Genomic DNA, 26,402 nt, shown 5'->3' on the forward strand with positions numbered 1-26,402 from the left:
TTTATTCCGTTGGCATTTTTTTAACAGTAGATTTAGGCAGGTTCGGCACAATCGGCACGTTCACTACAGGCAGTTCGTAGTGGTTGGCCGAAATAACAGAACCCCTGTCGATGTTGCGCGGGCCTTCAATGGTCCAGTCGCTCACCTCTTTCTTGTCGAAACGGCAGGTGTTGCAGATAAACTCTTCCACCTCGGCGTACTCGTCCTTGCGGGCAGTTACGCGCAGCACCGCATCGCCACGTGACCACAGCGTTACTTTGCCGCTACAGGTAGGGCAGTCGCGGTGCGCATTCAACGGCTTCGTGAACCACACACGGTTCTTAAAGCGCCATGTCTTGTCGGTCAGAGCACCCACCGGGCACACATCGATCACGTTTCCTGAGAAGTCGTTGTCGATCACGTTCTCGATGTACGTACCAATCTCGGCTGCGTCGCCGCGACCCAGTACGCCATGCACGCGCTTTTCGGTGATCTGGTCAGCGGTATACACACAACGGTAGCACAGGATGCAGCGCGTCATGTGCAGCTGGATGTAAGGACCCAAATCTACTTTGTCGAAAGTACGACGTGGCTCTTCGTATCGGGTGGCGCTCACGCCGTGCTCGTAAGACAGGTTCTGCAGGTCGCACTCACCAGCCTGGTCGCATACAGGGCAATCCAGCGGGTGGTTGATCAGCAGCATCTCCACGATTCCCTTGCGGGCGTTCAGTACGTCTTCGTTGGTTGTGTTTTCTACCACCATGCCGTCCTGCACTGGTGTGATGCACGAGGCAACCAGTTTGGGCATAGGGCGTGGGTCGCGGGCAGAGCCCTGTGTTACCTTCACCAGGCACACACGGCACTTACCGCCACTGCCTTTGAGCGGGGTATAAAAACACATGGCAGGAGGCACTACATCACCGCCGATTTTACGGGCGGCCTGCAGGATGGTGGTTCCATCTTCAACCTCTACCTCGATGCCGTCAAATGTTATTTTAGCCATCTTATTCTTTATCCAAAGCCCGCTTACCAAGGTATAGCGGGCAGTTAATTTATTTTAAATTATACAGTCGCTGCCGCTAATTGGCCTCTGTACACCGCGCCCGGAGCAATAGCCTCTTGTGGGTGCTTGATGTGCCACTCGAACTCCTCGCGGAAGTGACGGATCGCGCTGGCTACCGGCCACGCCGCGGCGTCACCCAATGGGCAAATGGTGTTACCTTCGATCTGCTTGGCTACGCTTACCAGCAGGTCAATGTCCTGCTGATGGCCGTGGCCATGCTCGATACGGTGCAGTACGCGCTCCATCCAGCCTGTACCTTCACGGCAAGGGCTGCACTGTCCGCATGACTCGTGGTGATAGAAACGGGCGTAGTTCCACGTGTTACGCACGATGCACTGGTCTTCGTCGAACACGATAAAGGCACCCGAGCCCAGCATAGAGCCGCTCACAAAACCACCGTCAGACAGGGATTCGTACGTCATCAGGCGGTCTTCGCCGGCAGCTGTTTTCAGGATCAGTTCTTTTGGCAGAATAGGCACAGAGGAACCACCCGGCACAACGGCCTTCAGTTCTTTGCCCTTCCAGATACCACCGCAGTATTCGTCTGAGTAAATGAATTCTTCAACCGGCACACCCAGGTCGATTTCGTAAACGCCCGGACGGTTGATGTTACCACTCGCTGATATCAGTTTAGTACCCGTGCTACGGCCCACACCTATTTTGGCGTACTCCGCACCGGTGTTGTTCACGATCCACGGCACAGAAGCGATGGTCTCGACGTTGTTCACCACCGTTGGCGACTGGAACAGACCTTTCACCGCCGGGAATGGCGGCTTGTTGCGCGGATTGCCTCGCTTGCCTTCCAGTGACTCCAGCAGAGCTGTTTCCTCACCGCAGATGTAAGCACCACCACCTGGCGCCACATGCAGGTCCAGGTCATAGCCAGAACCCAGAATGTTCTTGCCAAGCAAGCCGGCCGCATATGCCTCAGCGATCGCCTTCTCCAGGATGCGGAGAATGAACATCATTTCCCCACGAATGTAGATATAGGATGTGTTCGCACCCAGCGCGTAGCTCGAGGTTATCATACCTTCAACCAGGGCATGTGGGTTTTTCTCCATGAACACACGGTCTTTGAAAGTGCCCGGCTCCGATTCGTCGGCGTTGCACACCAGGTAGCGCGGAATACCTTCCGGCTTAGCCAGGAAGCTCCACTTCATACCGGCCGGGAAGCCAGCGCCACCACGACCGCGCAGGCCCGATGTCTTCACTTCTTCCACCACCTCGTCCGGAGTCATCGTCTTCAGGGCTTTCTCTACCGAGCGGTAGCCGCCATGTTTGCGATACACCTCCAGGGTTTCGATGCCCGGTACGTTAATATGTTCGGTTAATATCTTGATTCCCATTGTAGTAGGATATATAGCTCGGCAGTTGCGGTGTTACGGCAAGCTGCCCGGTTTATCAATGAATTACTTGGCCCACTCCGGTGTTTCCACCTCCTTGTTGCGCATCATCTCCAGGAACTGATCCACTGCTTCTTCGCTGTCGATGTTCTCGTAGTAAGTTTCGCGCACCTGCAGCATAGGGCCTGTACCGCATGAAGCAAGGCATTCCACCGGCTTCAGGGTGAACATACCGTCCGCCGTTGTTTCGCCTTCCTCAATGTTGAGCTTCTGCTTGAGTGTCTCAATCATCTGGTCGGCACCGCGCAGGCAGCAAGGGCCCGTACGGCATACTTCCAGCACGTGCTTGCCTACCGGCTTCAGGTTGAACATGGTATAGAAAGTGGCTACCTCGTATACCTCTATCGGCTGTATGTTCAGGATTTCGGCAATCGCGTCCATCGCTTCAGGGCTCACCCAACCGTTGTTTTCCGTCTGCGCTACGTGCAGGGCTGGCAACAAGGCAGACTTCTGGCGTCCTTCCGGGTAATGACTGATGTAGCGCTGAATCTCAGCAAGGCCCTTATCAGAAAACTTAAATGCGTTTATAGTCTCTGCCATCTTTGTAAATGTCACCGGCCAATGACCGGTGTTAGATGATATATAAAATACTGTGTTATGCGTCTAGTTCGCCTGCTATCACGTTCAGGCTACTCAGCGTCAGGATCGCGTCGGCCAGCTGACCGCCCACAATCATTTCGGTGTAAGCCTGGTAGTAAATAAAGCAAGGTCTTCTGAAGTGCAGACGGTACGGTGTGCGGCCGCCGTCGCTTACCAGGTAGAAACCAAGCTCGCCGTTGCCGCCTTCCACGCTGTGGTATACCTCGCCTTTCGGAGCGTCAATCTCTCCCATCACAATTTTGAAGTGATAGATCAGCGCTTCCATGCTGGTGTATACCTCCTGCTTTGGAGGCAGGTAATAATGCGGGGCGTCGGCGTGATAAGATCCTTCCGGCAGGTTTTTGTAAGCCTGCTCGATGATCTTCAAGCTTTGCCATACCTCTTCGTTGCGCACCAGGTAGCGGTCATAGGTATCGCCTTTGGCACCAACCGGAATTTCGAACTCGAAATCGCCGTAAGAAGAGTAAGGGTTCATCACACGCACGTCGTAGTCCACACCGGTGGCACGCAGGTTAGGTCCTGTGAAGCTGTAGCTCAGGGCGCGCTCTGCTGTGATAGCACCTACGCCTACCGTACGGTCGATGAAGATACGGTTACGGGTCAGCATTTTCTCGAACTCGGCCCATACCTTCGGGAAGCGCTTCAGGAATTCACCGATCAGGTGCAATGCTTTTGGCGACAGGTCGCGCTCCATGCCACCGATACGACCCATGTTGGTCGTCAGGCGGGCACCGCACACCTCTTCGTAAATATCGTAAATGTGCTCACGCTCCTGCATCACGTACAGGAAGCCGGTGAAGGCGCCGGAGTCCACACCTAGAATCGAATTACAGATCAGGTGGTCGGAAATACGGGCCAGCTCCATCATGATCACGCGGATGTACTGCGCACGCTTCGGAATTTCTATACCCAGAAGCTTCTCTACTGTCATGTGGTACCCCATGTTATTGATAGGGGACGAACAATAGTTCATGCGGTCGGTGAGCGGTGTGATCTGGTAGAACGGCCTGCGCTCGGCAATCTTCTCGAAAGCACGGTGGATGTAGCCGATAGTCGGCACGGCATCCATGATCACTTCCCCATCCATTTGCAGGATGTTCTGGAAGATACCGTGGGTGGCCGGGTGCGTCGGACCCAGGTTCAGGGTCGTCAGGTTCTCGTTCTTCTTGTCCTGCAGTTTCAGGTCGCGGTTGTCGCGGAATTCCTGCAACTGATCAGTATCAGCTGTTTTATTATCAGTAGCCATAGTGGTTTATCTGGCTTAGCGTCCGAAATAAGTATCGATTTTGTCTTCCCGTGTCTGGTCTTCCAGCGGATACTGCTTGAGCATCGGATGGTACTCCATCTCCTCGATGTTGAGGATGCGGATCAGGTTCGGGTGACCGGTAAAGATGAAACCGTAAAAGTCGTAGGCCTCACGCTCCATCCAGTTGGCAGCCGCATAGATGTTGGTCAGCGTCGGCAATACCGGGTCTTCTGCCGGCACAAACACCTTGATGCGCAGGCGGTAATTGTGACGCAGGCTATGCAACTGGTACATCATGCACAACTCCCTGCCTTTGTGGTCAGGGAAGTGTATACCTGCCATGGTGGTCAGGAACTGCACCTGCAGGTCTTTGTCGTCATACAGGTACTGGATAAGCGCAATGATGTTCTCACGCGTAGTGGTGAGCGTCATGATTCCGTCCGGATCGTAGGCATCGAAGATGTTTTCTTCCCCGAACTGGGCTATCAGTTTACCGAGTACGTTTTCGTTCGTAAGCTCCATGCTGCTTATTTAATATTGTAAGAGGCCAAAAGTGCCTGATATTCTGGTGAGTTGCGGCGACGTAGCGATTCGTTCTTTGCCAGATCCTGCACACGCATCAAACCGTCCAGAATCTGCTCCGGTCTTGGCGGGCAGCCCGGCACGTACACGTCAACCGGTACCACACGGTCTATACCTTGCAACACCGAGTAGGAGTCGAAAATACCGCCTGAGGTAGCGCATGCACCAACGGCCACCACCCAGCGTGGCTCTGCCATCTGCTCGTATACCTGCTTTACAACAGGCCCCATTTTCTTGGCGATGGTACCCATTACCAGCAGAATGTCTGCCTGGCGTGGCGAGAAGCTAGGACGCTCCGAACCGAAGCGGGAGATATCGTAGGTGGCACCCATGGTCGCCATGAACTCAATACCGCAGCAGGAAGTGGCAAAAGGCAATGGCCAAAGCGAGTTCGCACGGGCCAGACCAATCACTTTCTCAAAGGAAGTAGCAAAGAAACCAGCACCGCTGTGGCCTTCTGGTGCCTCTGCCATGTTTATATCTTTATTTAAATCGCTCATGTCTTCTAAATTCTAGGTTTTAATCTGCGTTTACCCTTGCAAAAACACCGTTTGCCCTATTAAAGTTTAATGGCGCCGAACTACTTGAGAATCCCTTTTTTGATTTCGTAGAAGAAGCCAGTCAGGATAACGCCCAGGAACAGCATCATCGGCAGGAAGCCCTCCAGACCGAATTCGCGGAAGTTCACTGCCCAAGGGTACATGAAGATAATTTCAATATCGAACAGCACGAACAGGATGGCCGTGAGGAAGTACTTGTAAGAGATCGGCGTACGCGCATCGCCCACCGACTCCACGCCGCTTTCCCAGGGATTGTCCTTTACCTCACTCTTTCGCTTAGGACCCAGTAAATGGGTCACTACTAATGCAAAAACGACAAAGCCGAGCGCTGCCGCAAATTGTATCAAAATAGGGAGGTAGTCCGACGGTAGATACTGAGTACCAGTAGTTTCCATATTGCTGTTATGCTTCATTGAAATTTGGGAGCAAAATTAGGTATAAATAGCCAACAATCAAAAGACTATATCCAATGTAAATAGCGTTTGAAATTGTTCTAAAGTATTATCGGCCGGTGTGAATGCAATTCCTGCGTTTTTTTGACCAGGTACAGCTTGTGTTGCTCAAAATTGAATCGTTCGGTGAGAGGGCTTCAAGTATGGCGGAATGGGTGTTTAAACATAGTTGGGAAAGATTAGACTGAGAAAAGGCCGTGTTTGAAGGTTTGGTGATTGGGTTCTGATAGTTTTATCAGGAAGGGAAATCTCTTCTGGAAAGGTTAAGGGAATGACAACCGCTGGTGTAGACTTTGACCGCCTTAACCACGCCTCGTTTTTTTTGAGGACCTTTAACCACAAGCGGGGAGCCTGTCGTTGCTATTGCCAAGGTATAAGCTGTTTGGTCTTGGCAGGTATAGATTGATGCCCTCGCTCGCGTCCAGCGAGTGTAAGTTATTGCGCGGACTCTGGCCGTTTTTTCGGAAGCTCTCCCAAATGCTCTTTCGGACATTCCTGTCCGAAAGCTTTATCGAGGGCCCCAACCCCCACTGTTGGGGATGTCCACATCCCCGTATGCTGCTCTCGTTTTCAGGTATAGGGGACAAGGATGTCCCCGTCAGAACTTCTTTCGGACAGGGATGTCCGAAAGAACGCTATAACCTACACACGGGGATTAGGAAATCCCCTACCGTTTGCTTCGGGATTGATAAATCCCGAAGAGCCTTTAAGAGCCTTACAGGAAGAATATTCGCTTGTAGGGACAGGTCGCGACCTGTCCGAGTCGTGCACCGGTATACCTGTCTGATTCATTTAATAGCAAGCCTGCATCCGTATACCTGCCCGAATCCTGCCCCTCTATACCTATCTAAATCCCGCACCAGCATACCTGTCCAATTATGCATGAAGGTCCCCCATTGAAGCGGCACAGGGATATAATTCGTGCACAAGTGGCGGGACGCCACCAAATACCTCACACTCGCGGGACACGAGCGAGGGCATGCTTCGTAACTATTTCAGGTATAGATGGGCGCCTTAGCCAGAGGTATAAAAACAAAAGCACCACGCCCTCTCGAGCGTGGTGCTTCCTGTTTCAGGTATAGCTATACCTTATTTATTCTCGCCCAGGAACGGGTAACGATAGTCTACTGGCGTTACGAACGTCTCTTTGATAGAGCGGGCAGACACCCAGCGCAGCAGGTTCAGCATAGAACCGGCCTTGTCGTTGGTGCCGGAAGCGCGCGCGCCACCGAAAGGCTGCTGTCCTACCACAGCGCCGGTTGGCTTGTCGTTGATGTAGAAGTTACCGGCCGCATTCACCAGCTTCTTCGTAGCAAATTCAGCTGCATAGCGGTCGCGGCTGAAGATAGCGCCTGTCAGGGCGTAAGGAGAAGTAGAGTTCACCAACTCCAGCGTCTCAGCAAAGTTGTTCTCATCGTACACGTAGATCGAGATAACCGGGCCGAAGATCTCTTCGCACATGGTAATGTATTGCGGGTTGTGCGACAGCAGCACGGTTGGCTCAACAAAGAAGCCTTTTGACTTGTCGTAGTTACCACCTGCAATGATTTCCACCTCGTTGCTCTCTTTGGCATTGTCGATGTACTTGGCAATCTTGTCGAACGACTTCTCGTCGATCACGGCGTTGATGAAGTTAGAGAAATCCTCCGGAGGACCCATTTTGAAGGTCTTCAGGTCTTCCACTACGTAGTTCTTCACATCTTCCCACAGGTTGCTCGGGATGTAGGCACGCGAAGCGGCAGAGCATTTCTGACCCTGGTACTCGAAAGCACCGCGCACGATACCGGTCGCTACCTGCCTGGCATCGGCCGAGCTGTGCGCCACGATAAAGTCCTTACCACCTGTTTCGCCTACAATGCGTGGATATGTTTTGTATTTGTGGATGTTCTGTCCAATGGTTTTCCAGATGTTCTGGAATACGCCGGTGCTGCCTGTAAAGTGGATACCCGCAAAATCTGCGTGGTTGAAGATCACCTCGCCAGCCGTCGGGCCATCAACATACACCAGGTTGATCACGCCATCCGGAAGGCCAGCCTCGCGGAATAGCTCTATGATCATCTGGGCGGCATATACCTGCGTGTTGGCAGGCTTCCATACCACCACGTTGCCCATCATGGCAACAGAGGCAGGCAGGTTACCGGCAATGGCCGTAAAGTTGAATGGCGTCAGAGCGAACACGAAGCCCTCCAGCGGACGATGCTCCATGCGGTTCCATACGCCCGGCGATGACTCCGGCTGCATATGGTAGATCTCCGTGGCATACTGCGCATTGAAACGCAGGAAGTCGATCAGTTCGCAGGCAGCATCGATCTCAGCCTGGTAAGCGTTCTTCGACTGACCCAGCATGGTAGCCGCGTTCAAGCGCGCTCTCCATGGTCCGGCCAGCAGCTCAGCGGCTTTCAGGAAAATGCTCAGACGGTGCTCCCAGCCCATGGCAGCCCACTCTTCGCGTGCGGCAAGCGCTGCGTTGATGGCCTGTTCCACGTGTGACGCATCGCCTTCGCTGAAGTGACCCAGAATATGCTGGTGGTCGTGCGGCTGAAGCATCGGCTTCTTTTTGTCCGTGTATACCTTGTCGCCACCGATGTACATCGGCACATCGAGCTCTTTCGACTTAAGTTCTTTATAAGTGCGCTGCAGTTCCTCGCGTTCCGGAGAGCCCGGTGCGTACGATTTTACAGGTTCGTTTACTGGTGTTGGTACTCTAAAAAATCCTGTTGCCATCTCTCTTTGATATTTTACAGATTCAGAATAAGACATTCGACAGACCACCCGGGGCAGTCTTCTATACAAAGATAAGGTGAATTATTTTATTTTCCGGCCTGTGGGAGGTATAGCTTTGCTATAACATAGCCTGCAGTTCGCTCAGGCAGTGGATGTGGTAGGTGGGTTTAGGCGAAAGCTTGCTTTTGGTCTTCTCCGGGTTGAAGAAAACCTGGTCTATACCTGCCAGGCGGGCACCGTCGATGTCGCACTCCAGGTTATCTCCGATCATCAGGCAGTCTTCGGAGCGCACCTGAATGCGGTCCAGCGCATGCTCAAAAATGCGCTTGTCGGGCTTCTTATACCCGCAGCACTCCGAGGTCACGATCTCCCCGAAATAATCGGTCAGTTTGGAGCCGTTCATTTTGATGTACTGCACATCCTTAAACCCATTGGTGATGATGTGGAGTCCATACTTGGGTTTTAGGTAGTCGAGCACCTCGAAGGTATAGGGAAACACGGCGGTCTTCTGGGGGCAAAGGTCGGTGTAGGCTTCGGATATACCTGCCGGCACCTGGTGCGGCTCCAGCCCGAGCCCGGTCAGGGTTTTGACGAAGCGGGCCTCGCGCAGCTCTTTCTGATCGATCTTGCCTTTGTTATAGAGGTCCCAGAGGAGGTGGTTCACGAACTTGTACTTTTTGTAAAAGGAGTCGCGGTCGAAGAGCTTTTCGTACTTAGCCAAGCCAAACTCGTGGTATAAGGTATAGAGTGTCTCCTCGGAGTTTTTCTCAAAGTCCCACAGGGTGTGGTCGAGGTCAAATAATATATGTTTGTAAGGTTTCATAATCGGGTGTCAGCTTTATAGAAACGACCTGACGGGCGGTATGTTTAAAAAATATGTGCAAAAGCGACAGGCTGAAGTATACTAAAAGTTCTATATCACTGTTTAAACCAATGAACTAAAAACCTGTCTTAATAGGAGTTAACTCTCCGTCCAGCGGCGGGTCTGCATGCGGTTAACGGCCAGTTCGCGGTTAGAGTACAGGATGCGGTAAGTTTCCTGATCCTTTTGCAGAAAGGCGTCGCGCTCCAGGTAGGTGAAAATCTGTTGAACGAAATCAGAGGCTTCTTCCTTTAAAGAGTAGTACACCCACTGGTCGAGCTTGCGAGGCGTTACCAGGCCGGCGTTGCGGAGGTAGGCCAGGTGGCGCGAGGTTTTGGTCTGGGTGAAGTCCAGCACATGCTCCAGGTCAGAAGTGCACATCTCCTTGTTGCGCAGGATCAGGTGCAGCATGCGCAGCCGCGAGTCGTCTGCCAGTGCCTTTAAAATCTGTTCGCCGAAGGAAAGACTGAAGTGTTTGAGCCTCATTTTTGAAAGCGTGTCAGAACAAAATTAGCCAAAAGATGCTATAATAAAATTATATGAAGTATTATTGTACTACATGATGCCCGAATTACAAAAACTACTACTTACAAATAAACGCGCCTTCGGCCTCCTGTTGCCCCTGGCCCTGTTTGCTTTCCTGATGCTGGGAGCGCCCAACGAAGCGGCGGCGCAGGGACACAAACGGGTGGTGCAGCTGACCGGTTTCGTGACCATCGGTGACAGCCTGTACGGCGTGGCCGGTGTGAACGTGTTTGTGCCCAAGACCAGCCGCGGCACGCAGACCAACGCCTATGGTTTCTTCTCGGTGCCCGTGCTCACCGGCGATAGCGTGGTGTTCAGCGCCATCGGTTACAAGAAACAGTACCTGAAAATACCGAAGAACTACCAGAGCCAGAGCTACTCCATCATCATGCAGATGCAGGAAGATCCCACACAATTGCCTGAGGTGCAAGTGTTCCCATGGCCTACGGAGCGCGATTTCAAAGAGGCCGTGCTGGCTGTGAAGCTGCCGGACGACGGAATGGCCATTGCCATGCGCAACCTCGACCCCAAGCGGCTCGAAGAGCTCTTCAGCACGACCCCGATGGACGGAGCCGCCAACTTCCGGACCTGGAACATGCAGAACGTGCAGCGGCAGGAGCAGCGGAATATGTTCCCGACGGTCAGTCCCTTTGCAATCATCAAATTGCTCGACATGCTCCGCAACGGAGAGTTCAACAGCAAGAAGTAACCGCCTAAGGATTTTACAGGAGCCCGGCTCAGGTATCGCTATACCTGAGCCGGGCTTTTTTTAGGCTGGCAGTTTGGTTAAATTGCATCAGAAACAACCAACATCAGCAGGTTGCGTTATTCCTCCATATAGAAAAAAACGTATACTGGACTGACCTGCGGGTGCATGTTGCATGTACTGACTTTTCACAGTTAAATCAGATCTCTTTATGCTGGATGTAGATAAACTATCACTCAATATACCTGATACCACCAAGCCCCGTGTCGTGATCATTGGCGGCGGATTTGGGGGAATAAACGTGGCCCAACGACTGAAATGCAAAGACTTTCAGGTTGTGATGCTCGACCGCCAGAACTACCACGGTTTCTGGCCGCTCCTTTACCAGGTCGCCACGGCCGGCCTGGAACCTGACTCCATCGCTGAGCCGCTCCGCAAAATGTTCGGGAGCGATGAGTTCCAGGACTTCCACTTCCGGTTGGTGAAAGTCAACAGCGTGAACCCCATCTCCAAAACGGTTCATACGCTGGTGGGCGACCTGCCTTACGACTACCTGGTGATCGCCACCGGTACCAAAACCAACTACTTCGGCAACGAGGAGGTAAAGAAAAATGCCTTTCCGCTGAAGCAGATCCCGCAGGCGCTGAACCTGCGCAGCCACCTGTTCCAGTGCTTTGAACAGGCCAGCATGACCGCCGACCCTGAACTGCAGCAGAGCCTACTCAACTTCGTGATCGTGGGTGGCGGGCCAACAGGTGTGGAAACAGCCGGAGCCCTGGCCGAGATGCGCAAACACATCCTGCCCACCGACTACCCGGGTGTGGACTTCAGCAGAATGAACATCTACCTGGTAGAAGGCATGGACCGCGTGCTGCCGCCTATGTCGCCGAAAGCGAGCGAGAAGACGCTGAAGTACCTACAGGACATGGGCGTTGTTGTCAAGCTGAATACGCTGGTAGAGTCCTATGATGGCTATGTGGCCACCATAAAAGGAGGGGAACAGATACAGACCCAGACACTGGTGTGGGCTGCCGGTGTGCAGGGCGCCCTGATCGACGGGTTGCCGGCCGAAGCTGTGGAGCGTGGCCGTATCCTGGTGAACCGCTACAACCAGGTGCTCGGTTATGATGACATATTCGCGATCGGAGACATTGCCTTTATGAAAACTGATAAATGGCCGAAAGGGCACCCTGGCGTAGCGCAGCCTGCCATACAGCAGGGCAAGCTCCTGTCCAAGAACCTGAAGCGCCTGGTCAAAGGGGAGAAGATGGAGGAGTTTGAGTACGTTGACAAAGGCTCGCTGGCGATCATTGGCCGCAACCAGGCGGTGGCCGATCTGCCTGGCAACATCCACCTCGGAGGCTTCCTGGCCTGGATGACGTGGCTGTTTGTGCACGTGATGGCGCTGGTGGGCTTCCGGAACAAACTGGTGGTGTTGAGCAACTGGATCTACCGGTTCTTCACCTACGAAAACGGCACGCGACTCATCATTCGTCCGTTTGTCAGGAAAGGGGACACGGTAAGGCAGCAATTCGTTAACAAGTACAACACGGAGTGATGCTGGTGGTTGAATTGTTAAATTGATGATGGTTAACTTGTTGGTTCTTGGGTTGTACCAATTGGTCCACGAACGCGAACTGTTGCAAGTTTCCGGGCTTGTGGCTGTTTAGGATGAAAAGGCTCTGAGTGGCATACCTAGAGAAGCCAATAAATATAGAAACACAAAAGGCATAGAACCAACGGATTCTATGCCTTTTGTGTTTCTATACCCTCTTACGCCCTCGCTTACCTCTGGCGTGTGTGAGGTATAGGGCGGACTCTGGCCGCTTGTCTTTGTGCCTTCGGCACCGTGCGCTATTTCGGATTTCTCAATCCGAAATCTAACTGTTGCGGATTTGTGACCCGCATTAAGCGGGACACTGGGATTAGGAAATCCTCGACAGTGGTGTTAGGGCCCCTCGATAAGACTTTCGGATTGAGAAATCCAAAAGAGCGATATACCTCTCATTACAAGTGGCGGGACGCCACTACATAGCGCACACTCGCGGGACGCGAGCGAGGGCAACTGAACTTCTATTTAGCAACACCTTCCCGCACCTTCTGGAAAAACAGCAGGTGGTACTCCAGGGCATTGCCCCAGTAGGCCCAGGTATGTGCGCCGGGGCGCTCTATGTACTCGTGGGGCACTTTCTCATACACCAGTCGGCGGTGCAGCTCGCGGTTGTCCTCTAAAAGCATATCCGCAACACCGCAGTCAACGATCAGGTGCACGCCGCTTTGCTTGAGCTCCGGCACCATGTGCACGACAGAGTTTTGGCGGAAACGCTCCATGTTCTCCGGCTTCGGACCCAACACGGCCTCTATGCTTTTGAGCAATTTCTCCGATTCGCTCCTTGATACGTTCAGGGCACCACTCATACTGCCGGCGGCCAGGTATAGCTCCGGGTTCCGTGCCGACAGGTATAGCGCCCCGTGTCCGCCCATGCTCAGGCCGGAGATGAAACGGGCGCTGCGTTCAGGTATAGCCTTATACCTGCGCTCGATCTCCTGCCTCAGCTCCTGCGTGATGAACGTTTCGTACTGACTCTGTTTGTCCACCGGGCTGTCGTAATACCAGCTGCTGAAACCGCCGTCGGGTGTCACAATGATAAGTTGGTACTTGTCGGCCATGGTCTGGAGCAGGTCTTTCTGAGGCGGCACTTTGAGCCAGTTGCTGAAGTTGCCGCTGTAGCCGTGCAACAGGTATAGCACCGGGTAGGGACCGCTCTTTTTCTTCTGATAACCATCCGGCGTCACCACACCGGCCTTTAGCGTCTTTTGCATCGAAGGGCTCTGGATAACCAGTGTGTCGACTTTAGCCTGGGCCGTGAACAGGTATAGGCAGAGGAGCAGGGTGAGGGTACAGCGTAAGGGTTTCATCATTTTGAACAGGTAGCTTGAATCTGCAAAATAGGCATTCAGTAGCAAAAAGCTCAAAAATAGACGATAATTTCCCGCTCGCCAGGTATAGCGGTTGTAAAGCTTCAGTAGAAAGTGCGTAAAGAAGTAGAACTATGCTGGAAATACTACCTGAAACCCGTGATAACATACTGGCCGTGCGCGTGCGCGAAAAGCTGACTATACCTGACTTCGACCAATACCGCAACTTGGTCCGAGACCTGATGCTCCGGCATGAGGAAACGCACATCTATTACGAAATGGTGAATGTGGACTGGATTCAGCCTGTGGCAGCGATAGAGAACGGCCTGTTCGACATCATCCACGGGCTTGACTACGGACGTGTGGCCATGGTGGGAGAGAAGAAGTGGCAGGAGTGGGCGGCAAAACTAGCCAGCACCGTAAAAAAGCACGGCGTCCGCTATTATGACCTGGCCGACAAGGAGCAAGCAATGAAATATGTGCTGGAGGGGGAGTAGTAGTTTTTTTTAGTTTACGAACTGCAGCTAAATCGTGCCTGGGCAAAATTTATCCCAATACTGCAAGAGCTTCTTATCAGCGTCTGGAGTAAAGCCCTCTCCCTTGCCTGGGGTAGGGGTGAACTCTCCAAATACCGCTCCTTTGTCAGTTGCATAAAAGTCGATCCTAACAAAAATTTGATAGGCTTTGCTTAGCTTTTTTGCAAATCCAATCATTTCTGAAAGACACTCAGGTGGTTCCTGAGTAGGTGCTTCCTCATAGTATGCTGACATCGTATCTACCCTGTTCCAGTTTTCATCATAACAGCTGGAAAGTCCTGTCTTAGGGCTCGTTCGGTTAATCACATCAATAACTGCTAATTCTCCATTAAAAATAGAAATTTTATAGTCGTTTTGAATTTTGTACTCCCCGCTTTCACTTCTAACAAATTCTTCAAAAAGAAACTCTTGATGAGGATTCTTTAACAATGCTTGATTAAGCAGCTCTTTAAGTTCTACTTCAGAGTAAAAGCTTTTATCCATCAGATTAAAAGTGTTGTTCATCAAAAAAACCATATTACAAGAGTGCCCTATAGTAGGTCTGATTACATATTGCTTCGGAAGCTCTGTGAAATCAAGGTCGTTTAGGTTTCGACCTTTCCAATAGAGATCAGGTACCCGGCAGTTAAGCATTTCTGCAAAAAGTCGCGCATTATACTTATTACTTAATTTACGTTGCCAGTGAGCTGCATCGCACCATTGCTCTAAAGAATCACCTCTGCTCATAGAGGTGTTTCGTACGAGTTCTGCATCAGCTGATTTCCAGAAAGTGCTGTGTCTATGTTTTATACGTTGGGCGAATTCTCCAATTTCATGTACGGGTTCACCTTTGATAGCATAAAGGGTGGAACGCACCCCTTTTTTCAAGAGTTGAAGCATTGGTATTATTCTTATATTAATGGATTGGCATATCTTTAAAGGTCTTACGCCAATTATAATATATTGTTTAAAAAAATATAAACGAATAATATTTTATTTATATTTTAGGGTTTCTTCTTATTTGATTGCACAGGAACGTGGTTAAAAACTATATTAAGCTTTCTCGAGAGGTATTAGTATTTTACTCTGGGGCTTCTAATTAGGTAAGCTAGTGATGCTTCTACAACAGAAATGAAGAAGCTAGAAGATCGTTATGTACCGGCTGTTTTAATAGAAGAAGCGATTGGTACTAGAGGGCAGATTGATTTGCTTACTCCAACTCCATAATATCCTCATTCCAGAGCTCCGGCTTCTCTTTTATTAAGTCCTCCATCATCTCAATGCACTCGGGCAGGTTCAGGTCTACTACCTCCACGCCGTGCGACTCCATGAACGCACGGGCGCCGTCAAAGGTCTTGGATTCGCCCACGATCACCTTTGGGATTTTGAACTGCACGATGGTGCCGGCGCACATGTAGCAGGGCATCAGGGTAGAGTAGATCACAGTGTTGCGGTAGGAGCCGATGCGGCCGGCATTGTTGAGGCAGTCCATCTCGCCATGTAGGATGGGGTTGTTTTCCTGCACCCGCTTGTTGTGCCCACTGGCCACCACCTTGCCGTCTTTCACCAGCACCGAGCCGATGGGTATACCGCCTTCACTGCGGCCTTTCTTTGCTTCGTCAATCGCCAGTTGCATGAACTCGTCCATAGGTATAGGTTTTATATGAGGTGTGAAAAAAGTCTGTGCTTTGGGTACGGCCAGGCTATACCTGTGGTTCAAAAACAAAAAGGCCTCCCCAGACGGGAAGGCCTTTTGCTCAACTAAACTTTACTTTTAATACACAATCAATTTACTTTTCGGTCGGTAACTCGATGTCTACATTGTTGAAACGAATCTGTCCATCGCTTAGTACAGCCTCCACCACAGAATCTTTATTTATCGTGCCGCCCAATATCTCTTTTGACAGCTCGTTGAGCACCTGGCGCTGCAGCACCCGCTTCAACGGACGGGCACCGAACTGCGGATCGTAACCCTGCTCGCCCAGGTAATCGAGTACCTCGTCGGTGGCGATCAGGCGTATACCTGCTTCGTCCAGACGATCCTGGATATGCGCAAACTGAATGGTCACGATCTTGCGGATGTCGCGTCGGCTCAACGGACGGAACATCACCAGCTCGTCGATGCGGTTGAGGAACTCCGGTCTTACTGACTTCTTCAGTAGCTCGAACACTTCGTCCTTGGTGCGCTCGATCACTTCGTCGTGGTTAATCTCATCCATCAGCTCAAAGTTGCTCTGGATGATGTGCGAACCGATGTTGGAGGTCATGATGATGATCGTGTTCTTAAAGTTCACCACACGGCCTTTGCTATCGGTCAGGCGACCATCGTCCAATACCTGTAGCAGGATGTTGAATACGTCCGGGTGCGCTTTCTCGATCTCGTCGAGCAGCACCACGGAGTAGGGCTTGCGGCGCACGGCCTCGGTCAGCTGACCGCCTTCGTCGTAGCCTACGTAGCCCGGAGGCGCACCAATCATACGGCTCACGGCGTGGCGCTCCTGGTACTCACTCATGTCAATGCGCACCATCGCGTTCTCGTCGTTGAACAGGTAGTCGGCCAGCGCCTTGGCCAGCTCAGTCTTACCCACACCAGTCGTACCCAGGAAGATGAACGAGCCGATCGGGCGTTTCGGGTCCTGCATGCCGGCGCGGCTTCTACGCACCGCATCCGAGATCGCTTCAATGGCCTCTTCCTGACCAGCGACGCGTTTGCCCAGTTCCTGCTCCAGGTGCAGCAATTTCTCACGGTCGCTCTGCAGCATCTTACTCACCGGTATACCGGTCCATTTGGCCACGATCTCGGCAATGTCCTCCGAGTTCACCTCTTCTTTCAGCATCGGGTTTTCGCCCTGCATCTGGTGTACCTGCTCCTGCAGTTCCTTCAGTTTCGCCTCTGCCTCCTGAATCTTGCCGTAACGGAGCTCCGCCACACGGCCATAGTCGCCGGAGCGCTCGGCCTGCTCGGCTTCGAGCTTATAATTCTCAATGTTTTCTTTTTCTTTCTGGATGCCCTCGATGATCTGCTTTTCGTTCTGCCACTTGGCTTTCATGTCATCGCGCCTGCCGCTCAGGTCCGCGATTTCCCGGGAAAGCACTGTTTCTTTGTCCTTGTCATTCTCACGGCGAATCGCTTCCCGCTCAATCTCCAACTGCATGATGCGGCGCTGGATCTCGTCGAGCTCTACCGGCAGCGAGTCGATCTCGATGCGCAGCTTCGCGGCCGCCTCGTCCATCAGGTCGATGGCCTTGTCGGGGAGGAAGCGGTCGGTGATGTAACGGTTTGAAAGCTCCACGGCTGCGATGATCGCATCGTCTTTGATGCGCACCCCGTGGTGTACTTCATACTTATCTTTGATACCGCGCAGGATCGAGATTGCATCCTGCACACTTGGCTCGTCCACCATCACGGCCTGGAAGCGTCGCTCCAGTGCCTTGTCCTTCTCGATGTACTTCTGGTATTCTTTGAGTGTGGTCGCACCGATGGCATGCAGCTCGCCACGGGCCAGCGCCGGCTTGAGCAGGTTGGCGGCGTCCATAGCGCTCTCACCTCCTGCACCTGCCCCGATCAAGGTATGGATCTCGTCGATGAAGAGCACGATCTCGCCCTCAGCATCCACCACTTCCTTGATCACCGCTTTCAGACGCTCCTCAAACTCACCCTTATACTTGGCACCTGCTACGAGCAGACCCATGTCGAGGCTCATCAGCGTTTTGTTCTTCAGGTTCTCGGGCACGTCACCGGCCACAATTCTTTGCGCCAGACCTTCCACAATGGCGGTTTTACCCACACCGGGCTCACCCAGCAGCACCGGGTTGTTTTTGGTACGGCGGCTCAGGATCTGCAGTACGCGGCGAATCTCTTCGTCGCGGCCGATCACCGGGTCGATCTTGCCATTGCGGGCCATTTCGTTGAGGTCGCGAGCATAGCGCTTGAGCGAGTTGTACTTCGCCTCGGCGTTCTGGTCGGTTACTTTGGTGCCGCCGCGCAATTCTTTTATCGCTTTTTTGAGGTCTTTTTCATTGAAGCCTACATCCTTCATCAGGCCGGCTACCTTATCGCGGCCCGCCAACAGGCCCAGCAGCATGTGTTCGATGGCCACATACTCGTCGCCGAATTCTTTCAGGTATGCCGTGGCCTTTTGCAGGGCTGCTGCAGCATCGTTTGCCAGGTATGGGCTGCCGCCGCTCACTTTCGGGTAAGCCGCTACAGTCTCGTCCAGCTTGCTGTGCAGGATGTTGCCGTTGATGTTGAGTTTCTTGAGCAAAAAGCTGGTGACGTTCTCGTCCGTCTCCAGTATTGCTTTTAAAATGTGCCCGGTTTCGATGGCCTGCTGCTGAAAGCCGCCTGCTATCTCGGTGGCCTTTTGGATGGCCTCCTGGGCTTTGATGGTATAGTTATTAAAATTCATATCCTTTACTCGTCTTTTCCCTAGTCTTTGTTCTACGAGCTAGCTAGCAAAGGGTACACCAGTGGGACTTTAAGATGATTTTGCTGAAATAATGACAGGTTGCGATTCGGTGAAAATGTGTTTTAAAGACAGAATGGCATAGAAAAGGGTTTTCAAGGTCTGAAAAACAGCAAAAGGCAGCACTTCCGGCTGCCTTTTGCTTTAAAGAATAATTGTTACCTGCCTCACCCTGCTACCTGCAGTTCCACCATAACCTGTAGTTTATCTTCTACTTTAAACAGACCGCCCATTTTTTTGGGTGTGGCCAGACCTATTTCAGAGAAATTCAGGCAGATGTTGCTCTTCAGGTTAGTGACGCCTTTGCCCGGGTAGGAGTGAAAGCTCACATTTTGAAGCGGAATGATTTTTCCCGCTACGATCAGATTCAGGTTGCCTTTGTAGTCTCTGCCCTCCTTTTTCAGGCAAACCACCTCAATTTTGGCGTAGGGGTGCTGGCTGGCATTCAGCGCTTTTGCGAAATCCTTGTTCAGGAAGACGTTGCCGCAGTTGAACTCCTTCACAGGTATATCCAGCCTGAGCCTGTCCCGCTGGGGAATCTGCCTGTTCAACTCCAGTGTATCTTTCTGGCTGCTGGTGTAGGCGCAGTTGATGTTGCCCAGGGAGGTGCCTGCTGCTACGGACACTTTGTTGCCCGTGATCACAACATACTCTCTTTTCTCAGGCAGCACCATAGCGCTTAGCATTGAGACAGCAACCAGAAAGATACTTAGAGGTAACATGGTATTCGGGTGTTAGAAAGATATGGCGCCTTCGATCATGAAGCCATTGAACTCACCACCGTGGCGGATGTCCGTTGGAGCGAAACCTTTGTACTGTTGCTTCACATATTCTGCTTTGGCAAGGATGTTTTTGGTTACAAACCAGCCGCCGCCTACTTGGATTCTGTTCAGGTTCACGCTGTTGTTCTGTACATTCGGGGTGGCAGCAGATGGTGCCAGGCGTCCTTCCACTACGTTGTAGCGGCCTGCCACATACAGGTTCTCGTTGCCTCCGAAGCGGTATACCAGGTCGGTGCCCAGTTGTCTCCAGGTGCGGTCTGCTGGTTCATCGTTTGCGCCCAGTCTGCCTTTGCCTTTCGCCTGCTCAAAGTTGCCGAAGAACTCCAGGCCGCGGAACTTCACAAAGGGGTTGACCACAAAGGCCGTGATGCTGTTGGTAAGGCCCGGATTAATGTGTCCTGACGTGAAGTGTGTAGCAGGTGTTACTGCTGCGCCGCTTGCCACTTTAGCAGGGTCCATCACCAGGAAGTAACGTGAACCGGCACGGTCGCCACCATAGAGCGTGTTTCGCACAGAGCCGGCGGTTGTATACACAGAGCCTGTTAATCTTACTCTCAGGTCGTCTTTTACCTGGCTGTCGTAGCCTAATTTACCAATGAAGGAAGGCTTGCGCTGGTCCGGAGTCTGGATACCACCTTGTACTTCGCCACCTGTAACAGAACCTACTGCCAGGAAGCCTTTGTATTGGTAGATCACTTCTGCACCGATCTCTGTTGTGAAGGCATCCATGATGTAGTTGCCAACAAACGGGTTCTGGAGGGCATGGGCGTTATCCGTTCTGCGGTAGTGCGCGTCGCCGTAGTTGATCTCCATGTGACCCACCTTTACGGTAATGTTCTCCATGAGCTTATTCACCAGCGGACTGTTCAGGAATTCAGCCTTATCCACTTGTATGTAGCCACCTTTTACCCAGGCTTCAGAGTGGTGTCTTGATGACAGGTAGGTGATCAGGTTCAGTCGGACACCATCTGCAAGCGCCACATCCAGGTTCAGGTTGGCAGAGGCCAGGTTAAAGCCATTCTCGATCGGCATCAGCTGGTTGAGGTTTACCTCGTTGTTGCCTTGCTGCTGCATGAGGGCTGTAGCCGAGTTCTTGTGCTTCAGGCCCTGGAACTGCTGTGCAAAACCTCCGCCCAGTCGCACTTTAATGCCGTCGAAGCCGATGGTGTCCTGCTTAGGTGTTTCGAAGGTATTGAGGCCCCTTTTGTCGTATGGTCGGGCGTATGGCAGGTCTGATAGGGTGATCTGCCCAAAGGCGCTCATGCTTAAGCCAAGCAACAGGCCCAATGAAAGTGTTATCTTTTTCATGATGTTCGGTATTTAAGAGTTCTTTAGTTTTTTGAATAAGAGGTAACAGGCTGGAAATTTGCCTTGAAACTGAGTTTAAGCTCGTTGCCGGTTTTTACAGTGCCCAAAAGCGCTGTGGGCGGTTTGATGCCGAAGTCGGTGAATTTGATGTTCGCCTCACCAGCCAGCTGCACTGAACCGGATTTTGTGCTTGTCTCCACGTTGAAAGTTACTGGCTTCGTGGTGCCCGCGATGGTTAGGTTGCCGGTAGCCTGGGCGCGGTTATTGTCCAGGGCGCGGAAAGAGGTCAGGGTAAACACAATGTCGGTGTGCTTGTTAGCTTTGAGCGACTCGTGTGCGATCTCATCCATTTTGGCCGTGCCGCTTTTAACCGATGCGGTTTTCAGGGTGACAGAAGCCGACTTCACGTTTTTAAGTGTGGTGCCTTCCAGTATCATGTCAGCCGTACCCTGGGCCTGCGCAGATGTCATTTCCCAGTCGTGGATGGTTGAAGTGCCCTTTACCTTAAGTTCGGGCTTGCCGGCCAGTTTGTACTGGTCCTGGGCGAGCAGTGTATTGCCTAGGCTTAATCCTAAAAGGATGCTAAACAAACTTAGCAATTTTATGGGGTTCAAGATTTTCATGATACAGGCGGTTAAGTTGTTACTATTTGTGTTATTTCTATGATGCAAAACTATAGCAGCCTGGCTCCCCAAAGTATGACATCGGACACTTCAATAGATGACCTTGGTTAGCTTTTAAAATGACGAATGAGGGTAAAAAGGGATAAAAGCCGTTTTATAGCCCGATTCTTTACATTTTGGGCACCACGGCGGTAGTCAGCAAAGGTTTGCCGCTGTACCTGCACATGAAATGAGGGCTTGGGAGTAAGAAAAAGAATGGCCTGTTTGTTGGAACAGGTATACAGCTTTTTTGAACGCTGAGGTTTGCGTTACTTTTCCTGCTGTAAACGATTGAGCGTCTCCAGGCTACCCGGCAAAGTGTTGCCGGGGATTCTTTAAGTTAGGAAAATGCAAGAAAGGGGGCTGTGTATTGAGTTACTTTACTTCACTCTTAAATACCGCCGCATAATGGTCTGCCAGCCTTGTCGGCTCCGGTAGTTTATGTTTCACTGCACAGGCCATGGCGATCTCCGTAGCGGATGCCAGATCCATGAGATGGCCGGCAGAAATGAACACCGGCTTCACGTTATCCTTGGTGCGCAGCACATTTCCCACCAGTTCGCCTTTGTGTTCCAGCGGCGAGATGGAGCCCTTCAAAACATCCGGCTCCTTATACCTGCCCACCAGCACTTTTTTGGCGACGCCCATGGTAGGCTTGTTCAGTTGCAGACCCAGGTGGGTAGCTATACCTAAGCGGCGGGGGTGGGAGATGCCGTGGCCGTCCACCATGATCAGGTCGGGCTTTTGCTGCAATTTTTCGTAGGCTTTGAGCAGGTTGGGCGCTTCTCTGAAAGAAAGGAATCCCGGAACATAAGGCAGCTCCACTTCCCCATAGTGCCATACCTTCTCCAGCACCTCCAGTTCGGGGTATGAGAGCAGTACAAACACCGACAGAATATGGTCTTCCCCCACAAAAGAAGAGTCGCAGCCGGCAATCAGCTTCAGGTCAAAGTCTGGCTTTTGGAGGATAACCCGCTGCTGCATGTCGCGCTGCTGTTCGGTCAGGCGGGCAAGCAAGGCAGGATCTGGAGCAGGCTGATCGAAGCGTCGGTAGTAGGCCATGATTTAGTGAATGGGTTAGTTAGAGAGTGTTTCCTCGTTTGATTGAGAATACGTTAGGTATAGCAGGACGTTTAAGTCTTGGTGGATCTTTTACCGCTTCTCACCAAGCCACATTTTAATCAAGCTCAGTAATTTTTAAGACTGTTCACTCATTCAATCAATCAGAACTCACTCAAGCGCTACAAGGATAGATCAGTTTGGCGAACAGCAATCGCCACTGGCCGTCAACAGGGCCGAAGTGAAACTCAAAGGAAGTAGCTGTGTGCAGCACTGATCTTTGTAAAAGGGGCAAGGTGGCCTTGATCTGCTTGATTTCTGCATCTGTCAGGCTGGCGTAGTCCCAGTACCCACTCTTCTGGAACTTGGCAGCATCTGACACAAAGCACCCGTCTTTGCTGTAACCCGATTGTCCTTCGTCGTAGTTCAGGTCCCCGCAATCGAAGGATGGCCAGGCTTCTTCACGCAGGTCACAGGTTTTTACCTCATCCCGGATAGTGAAGAAAGACCTCCCCTGAAACTCGCGCTTGAAATCCCGGATGTCCGTAACGCGTGTCATCTTAGGCATGGCGCCGGGCTGCTCTATGATCCAAAGTCCCTGGTCTGGGTGAATGAACTGGTTCAGTGTGGTGGTATCAGCAGCCTGCAGGGCAGTCATGAAAAGGGAGAAGGCCTGCCCAAAGGAAATTGAATCCTGATTTGGATTGCCTTCTCGTCGAATGTGCTCTTCCTGTACCTCTTCCAGACGCTGGTGCTCATCAGCACGCTGCTCCGCCAGGTTTTGCTCCGGGTCTCCGGATCCGCAGGAGGTTATACCTGCCAGTAGTAACAGGCAGGTCAGTGAAGTTAAAATAATGCTGCGCATAGGTCTCAATTTCAGGTATAGCTCCTATACGGTGTTTTACCTGACGGGGCTTATACCTGAAGGGGAATCACAGGCACAGCTTTTTAACTATTGCCATACCGAGACGTAAATTAAAGTAATAGGGGCTTTACTAACGAAAACAAACTTGATGGCAAATTTCATATTCAACGACAGCCTTCAGCTAGAGGCTGGAAATATACTGCTGACGGCAGACCTGGTAGTGCCGGAGGATGCAAAGGGACTGGTCATCTTCTCGCATGGTAGTGGCAGCAGTCGCCTGAGCTCGCGCAACCGTTATGTGGCGGAGCACCTGCAGCGTTCCCGTTTTGCGACCCTGCTGTTCGACCTGCTCACCGAAGCGGAGGACCAGCGACAAGAAAACCGATTTGATATAGCGCTGCTCACCACACGCCTGATTGATGCCGTGACATGGGTACAGCAGAACGACTACACGAAAGACTTACGCATCGGGCTGTTCGGAGCGAGTACGGGAGCTGCCTCGGCGCTGAGTGCCGCCGCCGCACTTGGCGGGGACATCATCGGCGCAGTGGTGAGCCGGGGCGGACGCCCAGACCTGGCCGGTGAGGTGCTGCCTGATGTGCAAAGCCCGACGCTGTTGATTGTAGGCGGTCTGGATGAAGAGGTGCTCGATCTGAACAGGTGGGCGCAAGACCGGCTGCAATGCTTAAAAGACCTCGAGATCGTGCCTGATGCCACGCATCTGTTTGAAGAGCCCGGAGCACTTGAAATGGCAGCCCAGCTGGCAACAGACTGGTTCCGGAAATACCTGGAGCCCGGCAAACAGCATCCGCTTAGGAGTTAGTGAATGAGTGAATTGGTGAGTTAGTGATTGAGTTTTGAATGAGTGATGGAGTGAGTTGGTGGTTGAGTGATTTAGTGAGATTGATTCTTTTAATAAACCATTTAACCATTTAACCATTTAACCATTTAACCATTTAACCATTTAACCATTTAACCATCAACAATCTGACAACTCAACCAAAAACTGAAAAAGATGATACCTAGCAGACAAATCGCTGCAGAGCTACTGGCCGATAGGTTGGAGCACTACAAAGGGCAGCAGGGGGTGGTGCTGGCTATACCTCGGGGAGGTGTGCCGGTGGCAGCGCCTATTGCCCGGCGACTCGGTATGCCCTTGGATGTGATCGTTTCCAAGAAGATCGGGCATCCTGCTAATCCGGAGTTTGCGATAGGCGCGGTAAGTCTGGAAGATGTGGAGGTGGATAAGCGGACTGACGTACCAGCGGAGTACATCCACGCCGAAGTAGAGCGGATAAAGACAAGTCTGCGCCAGAAGTACAAGCTCTTTATGGGCAACCGTCAGCCAGTTGACCTGCGCGATCGCATCGTGATCATCGTGGATGATGGCATCGCGACAGGCAAGACGCTGCTATCTACTGTGCATATGGCCAGGCACAAGCAACCCCGCAAGATTATTATAGCAGTGCCTGTCGCGCCACGAGCCGCCATTAAGCAGTTTGAGGCTATAGTAGATGAAGTGGTATGCCTGTTGGTGCCTCCTATGTTTCAGGCGGTTGGGCAGTTTTACCAGGAGTTTGAACAGGTGAGTGATGAAGAGGTAATCCGCCTGCTCAGGCAGCAGGAAAGTCAGGAGTAGGTATAGGTGGCACTTAGCGGTCGATCATGAGGTGGCGGATAAAGGCCCTGCCTGGCAGCGAAGCCCGCACCATGTACATGCTGCCATCACTTAGCCCAGCTGTGTTGAGCAGCTGAATAAAGTTACCCCGGTTGTCAGCTTCCGCTTCATATTCCTTTACCAGTTTTCCCTCAAGGGTATAGATCGAGATGCTGAACTTCTCCAGAGGCTGCAAGGCCAGCATTTGTACCGTAACCGGATGGCTGCTTTTGGTATGGGTCGGGTATACCCGCATTTCTTCTGTTGTGGCCTGCACCAGGCTCACCGCCACCACCGGAGAGTAGCTCTGTGTGCCGTCAAAGTCCACCTGCCGGAGGCGATAATAGTTCACGCCGTTGCCGGCTTCCTTGTCCTGGTAGGTATAGCTTTGGGGAAGCGAGGTGGTGCCGGCCCCTTCCATACGACCGATAGCATCAAATTCTGTAGCGGATTGACCCCGTTGCACTTCAAAAAATGCGTTGTCCAGCTCCGAAGCCGTTTCCCAGTCCAGTTGCACCCCGCTCTGTGTGGCCATACCTTTAAAGCTGTGCAGCTCGACTGGTAGCGGAATAACAATTTCGTTCATGATGGCTTCAAGCCAAACCTGGGCCATTTTAGCTTCTCCAAGCTTATTAGGGTGAAGTCCATCGTACGTGTCGCCCTGCCCTACTACCGAGTTAGGATTTTTGGCAGGGTTAAATCCGGTGTTCTGGTCTACCAGTACTACTTGCGAATCTGGATATCGGCTATCATTGTTTAGGGATGTGACAAGATCGGGTAACTGCGCATTGAAGAGCGGAATTTGCTCACTAACTTCTTTCAGGTACTGGTCTTTTGGATCGGCCGGAATGAGCTGAGCCAAAATAATTAAGACAGCCGGATTCTTCTCTCGCAGCACCCCAACGATTTGCCTCAGATCGGTAAGGGTAGTTTCAATCGATTGTTTCTGAAACAGGTCGTTTGTGCCTAAGTGCAGCAGCACAAGATCTGGTTTATGCGCTTCAGCCCAACTTGCAATGCTGTTTCCATTTCTGCCATTCAGTATTTCATCAGCCCGCCATCCCCAATGCCCTTCATGTTTGTTCGTGAATGTCTTACCTCCATAAGTATCGTTCACATTAGGTGAAGGTGCTTCGGACTGCCTGTCAAAATTATAATTAAGCGATTGGGAGCCTACAAACTCAAAATTGACATCAGCATCTATTAACTTCTTCCAAAGTTCATAGCGGTAACTTGGAAACAGATGACTTCCCTGCGTAATCGAGTTGCCCAACGGCATGATCTTGATGGGCTGCGCCTGGGAATAGGCCTCCATGCCAAAGAATAGGAACGGGATAAGGAGATAAGCCTGTCTTCGGAATCGGATGAGGAGGGCGCGCATAGAGCTGTAAGCTAGGTGATTGGTACTAAGTAGCTTATAGAACGTGCGCAACGCTGTTGAGTTACGCTTGGTTCCAGGCTTCAGAT

At 51.9% G+C, this 26,402-nt stretch carries 25 protein-coding genes; 5 read left to right on the plus strand and 20 right to left on the minus strand.

Annotated features, from left to right (window positions below):
- Position 1: 1 nt before the first annotated feature.
- The 10 genes from Q4E40_RS18050 to Q4E40_RS18095 form a co-directional block, all read right to left on the minus strand.
- Positions 2-982, minus strand: a complete 981-nt coding sequence (locus Q4E40_RS18050; protein ID WP_303414127.1) for an NADH-quinone oxidoreductase subunit G — start codon at positions 980-982, stop codon at positions 2-4.
- Positions 983-1,041: 59 nt separating this feature from the next.
- On the minus strand, positions 1,042-2,388 hold the full coding sequence (nuoF, locus tag Q4E40_RS18055) for an NADH-quinone oxidoreductase subunit NuoF (protein WP_303414129.1): 1,347 nt from the start codon (positions 2,386-2,388) through the stop codon (positions 1,042-1,044).
- Positions 2,389-2,451: 63 nt separating this feature from the next.
- Complete coding sequence (gene nuoE, locus Q4E40_RS18060) at positions 2,452-2,985, minus strand: NADH-quinone oxidoreductase subunit NuoE (RefSeq protein WP_303414130.1); 534 nt, start codon at positions 2,983-2,985, stop codon at positions 2,452-2,454.
- A gap of 55 nt (positions 2,986-3,040) precedes the next feature.
- The gene (gene nuoD, locus Q4E40_RS18065) at positions 3,041-4,291 is read right to left on the minus strand and encodes an NADH dehydrogenase (quinone) subunit D (RefSeq protein ID WP_303414131.1); all 1,251 of its coding nucleotides are present in this window, start codon (positions 4,289-4,291) and stop codon (positions 3,041-3,043) included.
- 15 nt (positions 4,292-4,306) lie between these two features.
- Positions 4,307-4,813 carry an NADH-quinone oxidoreductase subunit C gene (locus tag Q4E40_RS18070; RefSeq protein WP_253402115.1) on the minus strand — a complete coding sequence of 169 codons (507 nt, stop codon included), beginning with the start codon at positions 4,811-4,813 and terminating at the stop codon, positions 4,307-4,309.
- Positions 4,814-4,818: 5 nt separating this feature from the next.
- Positions 4,819-5,373 (minus strand): NADH-quinone oxidoreductase subunit B, encoded by a 555-nt coding sequence (locus Q4E40_RS18075; protein ID WP_116545117.1) that lies wholly within the window; start codon positions 5,371-5,373, stop codon positions 4,819-4,821.
- Between the two features lie 80 nt (positions 5,374-5,453).
- Positions 5,454-5,828: an NADH-quinone oxidoreductase subunit A gene (locus Q4E40_RS18080; RefSeq protein WP_303414134.1), complete on the minus strand. Its 375-nt coding sequence runs from the start codon at positions 5,826-5,828 to the stop codon at positions 5,454-5,456.
- Positions 5,829-6,974: 1,146 nt separating this feature from the next.
- Positions 6,975-8,609, minus strand: a complete 1,635-nt coding sequence (pruA, locus tag Q4E40_RS18085) for an L-glutamate gamma-semialdehyde dehydrogenase (protein ID WP_303414136.1) — start codon at positions 8,607-8,609, stop codon at positions 6,975-6,977.
- A gap of 118 nt (positions 8,610-8,727) precedes the next feature.
- Positions 8,728-9,432, minus strand: a complete 705-nt coding sequence (locus tag Q4E40_RS18090) for a YjjG family noncanonical pyrimidine nucleotidase (RefSeq protein WP_303414138.1) — start codon at positions 9,430-9,432, stop codon at positions 8,728-8,730.
- 138 nt (positions 9,433-9,570) lie between these two features.
- Complete coding sequence (locus Q4E40_RS18095) at positions 9,571-9,957, minus strand: ArsR/SmtB family transcription factor (protein ID WP_303414140.1); 387 nt, start codon at positions 9,955-9,957, stop codon at positions 9,571-9,573.
- A gap of 73 nt (positions 9,958-10,030) precedes the next feature.
- Between Q4E40_RS18095 and Q4E40_RS18100 the strand changes: the two genes are divergently transcribed.
- Together Q4E40_RS18100 and Q4E40_RS18105 are read left to right on the plus strand one after the other, a co-directional pair.
- Positions 10,031-10,705, plus strand: a complete 675-nt coding sequence (locus Q4E40_RS18100) for a carboxypeptidase-like regulatory domain-containing protein (protein WP_303414142.1) — start codon at positions 10,031-10,033, stop codon at positions 10,703-10,705.
- Between the two features lie 208 nt (positions 10,706-10,913).
- On the plus strand, positions 10,914-12,260 hold the full coding sequence (locus Q4E40_RS18105) for an NAD(P)/FAD-dependent oxidoreductase (protein WP_303414144.1): 1,347 nt from the start codon (positions 10,914-10,916) through the stop codon (positions 12,258-12,260).
- Between the two features lie 515 nt (positions 12,261-12,775).
- On the opposite strand, the gene Q4E40_RS18110 is transcribed toward Q4E40_RS18105, so the two are convergent.
- Positions 12,776-13,624: an alpha/beta hydrolase gene (locus tag Q4E40_RS18110; RefSeq protein ID WP_303414146.1), complete on the minus strand. Its 849-nt coding sequence runs from the start codon at positions 13,622-13,624 to the stop codon at positions 12,776-12,778.
- 131 nt (positions 13,625-13,755) lie between these two features.
- Here Q4E40_RS18110 and Q4E40_RS18115 point away from each other — a divergent pair, with 131 nt between their 5' ends.
- The gene (locus Q4E40_RS18115) at positions 13,756-14,118 is read left to right on the plus strand and encodes a SpoIIAA family protein (RefSeq protein WP_303414148.1); all 363 of its coding nucleotides are present in this window, start codon (positions 13,756-13,758) and stop codon (positions 14,116-14,118) included.
- 27 nt (positions 14,119-14,145) lie between these two features.
- Here Q4E40_RS18115 and Q4E40_RS18120 read toward each other — a convergent pair whose 3' ends face one another.
- The 8 genes from Q4E40_RS18120 to Q4E40_RS18155 all read right to left on the minus strand — a co-directional run bounded on the left by Q4E40_RS18120 (position 14,146) and on the right by Q4E40_RS18155 (position 23,278).
- Positions 14,146-15,036 carry an ATP-grasp fold amidoligase family protein gene (locus Q4E40_RS18120; protein ID WP_303414150.1) on the minus strand — a complete coding sequence of 297 codons (891 nt, stop codon included), beginning with the start codon at positions 15,034-15,036 and terminating at the stop codon, positions 14,146-14,148.
- Positions 15,037-15,346: 310 nt separating this feature from the next.
- Positions 15,347-15,784 carry a nucleoside deaminase gene (locus Q4E40_RS18125; protein WP_303414151.1) on the minus strand — a complete coding sequence of 146 codons (438 nt, stop codon included), beginning with the start codon at positions 15,782-15,784 and terminating at the stop codon, positions 15,347-15,349.
- 142 nt (positions 15,785-15,926) lie between these two features.
- On the minus strand, positions 15,927-18,545 hold the full coding sequence (gene clpB, locus Q4E40_RS18130) for an ATP-dependent chaperone ClpB (protein ID WP_303414153.1): 2,619 nt from the start codon (positions 18,543-18,545) through the stop codon (positions 15,927-15,929).
- Positions 18,546-18,769: 224 nt separating this feature from the next.
- The gene (locus Q4E40_RS18135; protein WP_303414155.1) at positions 18,770-19,324 is read right to left on the minus strand and encodes a hypothetical protein; all 555 of its coding nucleotides are present in this window, start codon (positions 19,322-19,324) and stop codon (positions 18,770-18,772) included.
- Positions 19,325-19,336: 12 nt separating this feature from the next.
- On the minus strand, positions 19,337-20,692 hold the full coding sequence (locus tag Q4E40_RS18140; protein WP_303414156.1) for a hypothetical protein: 1,356 nt from the start codon (positions 20,690-20,692) through the stop codon (positions 19,337-19,339).
- Positions 20,693-20,715: 23 nt separating this feature from the next.
- Positions 20,716-21,315, minus strand: coding sequence for a YceI family protein (locus tag Q4E40_RS18145; RefSeq protein ID WP_303414158.1), 600 nt, complete (start codon positions 21,313-21,315; stop codon positions 20,716-20,718).
- A 414-nt stretch (positions 21,316-21,729) separates the two neighbouring features.
- A complete protein-coding gene (gene nfi, locus Q4E40_RS18150; protein ID WP_303414160.1) occupies positions 21,730-22,416 on the minus strand; it encodes a deoxyribonuclease V in 687 nt (228 codons plus the stop codon).
- Between the two features lie 172 nt (positions 22,417-22,588).
- Positions 22,589-23,278 carry a hypothetical protein gene (locus Q4E40_RS18155; protein ID WP_303414161.1) on the minus strand — a complete coding sequence of 230 codons (690 nt, stop codon included), beginning with the start codon at positions 23,276-23,278 and terminating at the stop codon, positions 22,589-22,591.
- A gap of 148 nt (positions 23,279-23,426) precedes the next feature.
- On the opposite strand from Q4E40_RS18155, the gene Q4E40_RS18160 reads away from it, so the two are divergent.
- The gene (locus Q4E40_RS18160) at positions 23,427-24,101 is read left to right on the plus strand and encodes a dienelactone hydrolase family protein (RefSeq protein WP_303414162.1); all 675 of its coding nucleotides are present in this window, start codon (positions 23,427-23,429) and stop codon (positions 24,099-24,101) included.
- Positions 24,102-24,293: 192 nt separating this feature from the next.
- A complete protein-coding gene (locus Q4E40_RS18165) occupies positions 24,294-24,917 on the plus strand; it encodes a phosphoribosyltransferase (protein ID WP_303414165.1) in 624 nt (207 codons plus the stop codon).
- Between the two features lie 13 nt (positions 24,918-24,930).
- On the opposite strand, the gene Q4E40_RS18170 is transcribed toward Q4E40_RS18165, so the two are convergent.
- Positions 24,931-26,316, minus strand: a complete 1,386-nt coding sequence (locus Q4E40_RS18170; RefSeq protein ID WP_303414167.1) for an SGNH/GDSL hydrolase family protein — start codon at positions 26,314-26,316, stop codon at positions 24,931-24,933.
- Between the last annotated feature and the right edge of the window lie 86 nt (positions 26,317-26,402).

Origin of the sequence: Pontibacter coccineus, from assembly GCF_030546575.1 — a bacterium.
Taxonomy (GTDB): Bacteria; Bacteroidota; Bacteroidia; order Cytophagales; family Hymenobacteraceae; genus Pontibacter; species Pontibacter coccineus.

What these genes read in the sequence shown, in the direction of transcription:
- Q4E40_RS18050 (WP_303414127.1), bottom strand. Translation starts at nt 982, where the DNA reads ATGGCTAAAATAACATTTGACGGCATCGAGGTAGAGGTTGAAGATGGA.
- Q4E40_RS18095 (WP_303414140.1), bottom strand. Translation starts at nt 9,957, where the DNA reads ATGAGGCTCAAACACTTCAGTCTTTCCTTCGGCGAACAGATTTTAAAG.
- Q4E40_RS18120 (WP_303414150.1), bottom strand. Translation starts at nt 15,036, where the DNA reads ATGCTTCAACTCTTGAAAAAAGGGGTGCGTTCCACCCTTTATGCTATC.
- Q4E40_RS18070 (WP_253402115.1), bottom strand. Translation starts at nt 4,813, where the DNA reads ATGGAGCTTACGAACGAAAACGTACTCGGTAAACTGATAGCCCAGTTC.
- Q4E40_RS18090 (WP_303414138.1), bottom strand. Translation starts at nt 9,432, where the DNA reads ATGAAACCTTACAAACATATATTATTTGACCTCGACCACACCCTGTGG.
- nuoD (WP_303414131.1), bottom strand. Translation starts at nt 4,291, where the DNA reads ATGGCTACTGATAATAAAACAGCTGATACTGATCAGTTGCAGGAATTC.
- pruA (WP_303414136.1), bottom strand. Translation starts at nt 8,609, where the DNA reads ATGGCAACAGGATTTTTTAGAGTACCAACACCAGTAAACGAACCTGTA.
- Q4E40_RS18080 (WP_303414134.1), bottom strand. Translation starts at nt 5,828, where the DNA reads ATGGAAACTACTGGTACTCAGTATCTACCGTCGGACTACCTCCCTATT.
- Q4E40_RS18110 (WP_303414146.1), bottom strand. Translation starts at nt 13,624, where the DNA reads ATGATGAAACCCTTACGCTGTACCCTCACCCTGCTCCTCTGCCTATAC.
- Q4E40_RS18145 (WP_303414158.1), bottom strand. Translation starts at nt 21,315, where the DNA reads ATGAAAATCTTGAACCCCATAAAATTGCTAAGTTTGTTTAGCATCCTT.
- Q4E40_RS18155 (WP_303414161.1), bottom strand. Translation starts at nt 23,278, where the DNA reads ATGCGCAGCATTATTTTAACTTCACTGACCTGCCTGTTACTACTGGCA.
- nfi (WP_303414160.1), bottom strand. Translation starts at nt 22,416, where the DNA reads ATGGCCTACTACCGACGCTTCGATCAGCCTGCTCCAGATCCTGCCTTG.
- Q4E40_RS18125 (WP_303414151.1), bottom strand. Translation starts at nt 15,784, where the DNA reads ATGGACGAGTTCATGCAACTGGCGATTGACGAAGCAAAGAAAGGCCGC.
- Q4E40_RS18135 (WP_303414155.1), bottom strand. Translation starts at nt 19,324, where the DNA reads ATGTTACCTCTAAGTATCTTTCTGGTTGCTGTCTCAATGCTAAGCGCT.
- Q4E40_RS18160 (WP_303414162.1), top strand. Translation starts at nt 23,427, where the DNA reads ATGGCAAATTTCATATTCAACGACAGCCTTCAGCTAGAGGCTGGAAAT.
- Q4E40_RS18170 (WP_303414167.1), bottom strand. Translation starts at nt 26,316, where the DNA reads ATGCGCGCCCTCCTCATCCGATTCCGAAGACAGGCTTATCTCCTTATC.
- nuoF (WP_303414129.1), bottom strand. Translation starts at nt 2,388, where the DNA reads ATGGGAATCAAGATATTAACCGAACATATTAACGTACCGGGCATCGAA.
- Q4E40_RS18100 (WP_303414142.1), top strand. Translation starts at nt 10,031, where the DNA reads ATGATGCCCGAATTACAAAAACTACTACTTACAAATAAACGCGCCTTC.
- Q4E40_RS18105 (WP_303414144.1), top strand. Translation starts at nt 10,914, where the DNA reads ATGCTGGATGTAGATAAACTATCACTCAATATACCTGATACCACCAAG.
- clpB (WP_303414153.1), bottom strand. Translation starts at nt 18,545, where the DNA reads ATGAATTTTAATAACTATACCATCAAAGCCCAGGAGGCCATCCAAAAG.
- nuoE (WP_303414130.1), bottom strand. Translation starts at nt 2,985, where the DNA reads ATGGCAGAGACTATAAACGCATTTAAGTTTTCTGATAAGGGCCTTGCT.
- Q4E40_RS18115 (WP_303414148.1), top strand. Translation starts at nt 13,756, where the DNA reads ATGCTGGAAATACTACCTGAAACCCGTGATAACATACTGGCCGTGCGC.
- Q4E40_RS18165 (WP_303414165.1), top strand. Translation starts at nt 24,294, where the DNA reads ATGATACCTAGCAGACAAATCGCTGCAGAGCTACTGGCCGATAGGTTG.
- Q4E40_RS18140 (WP_303414156.1), bottom strand. Translation starts at nt 20,692, where the DNA reads ATGAAAAAGATAACACTTTCATTGGGCCTGTTGCTTGGCTTAAGCATG.
- Q4E40_RS18075 (WP_116545117.1), bottom strand. Translation starts at nt 5,373, where the DNA reads ATGAGCGATTTAAATAAAGATATAAACATGGCAGAGGCACCAGAAGGC.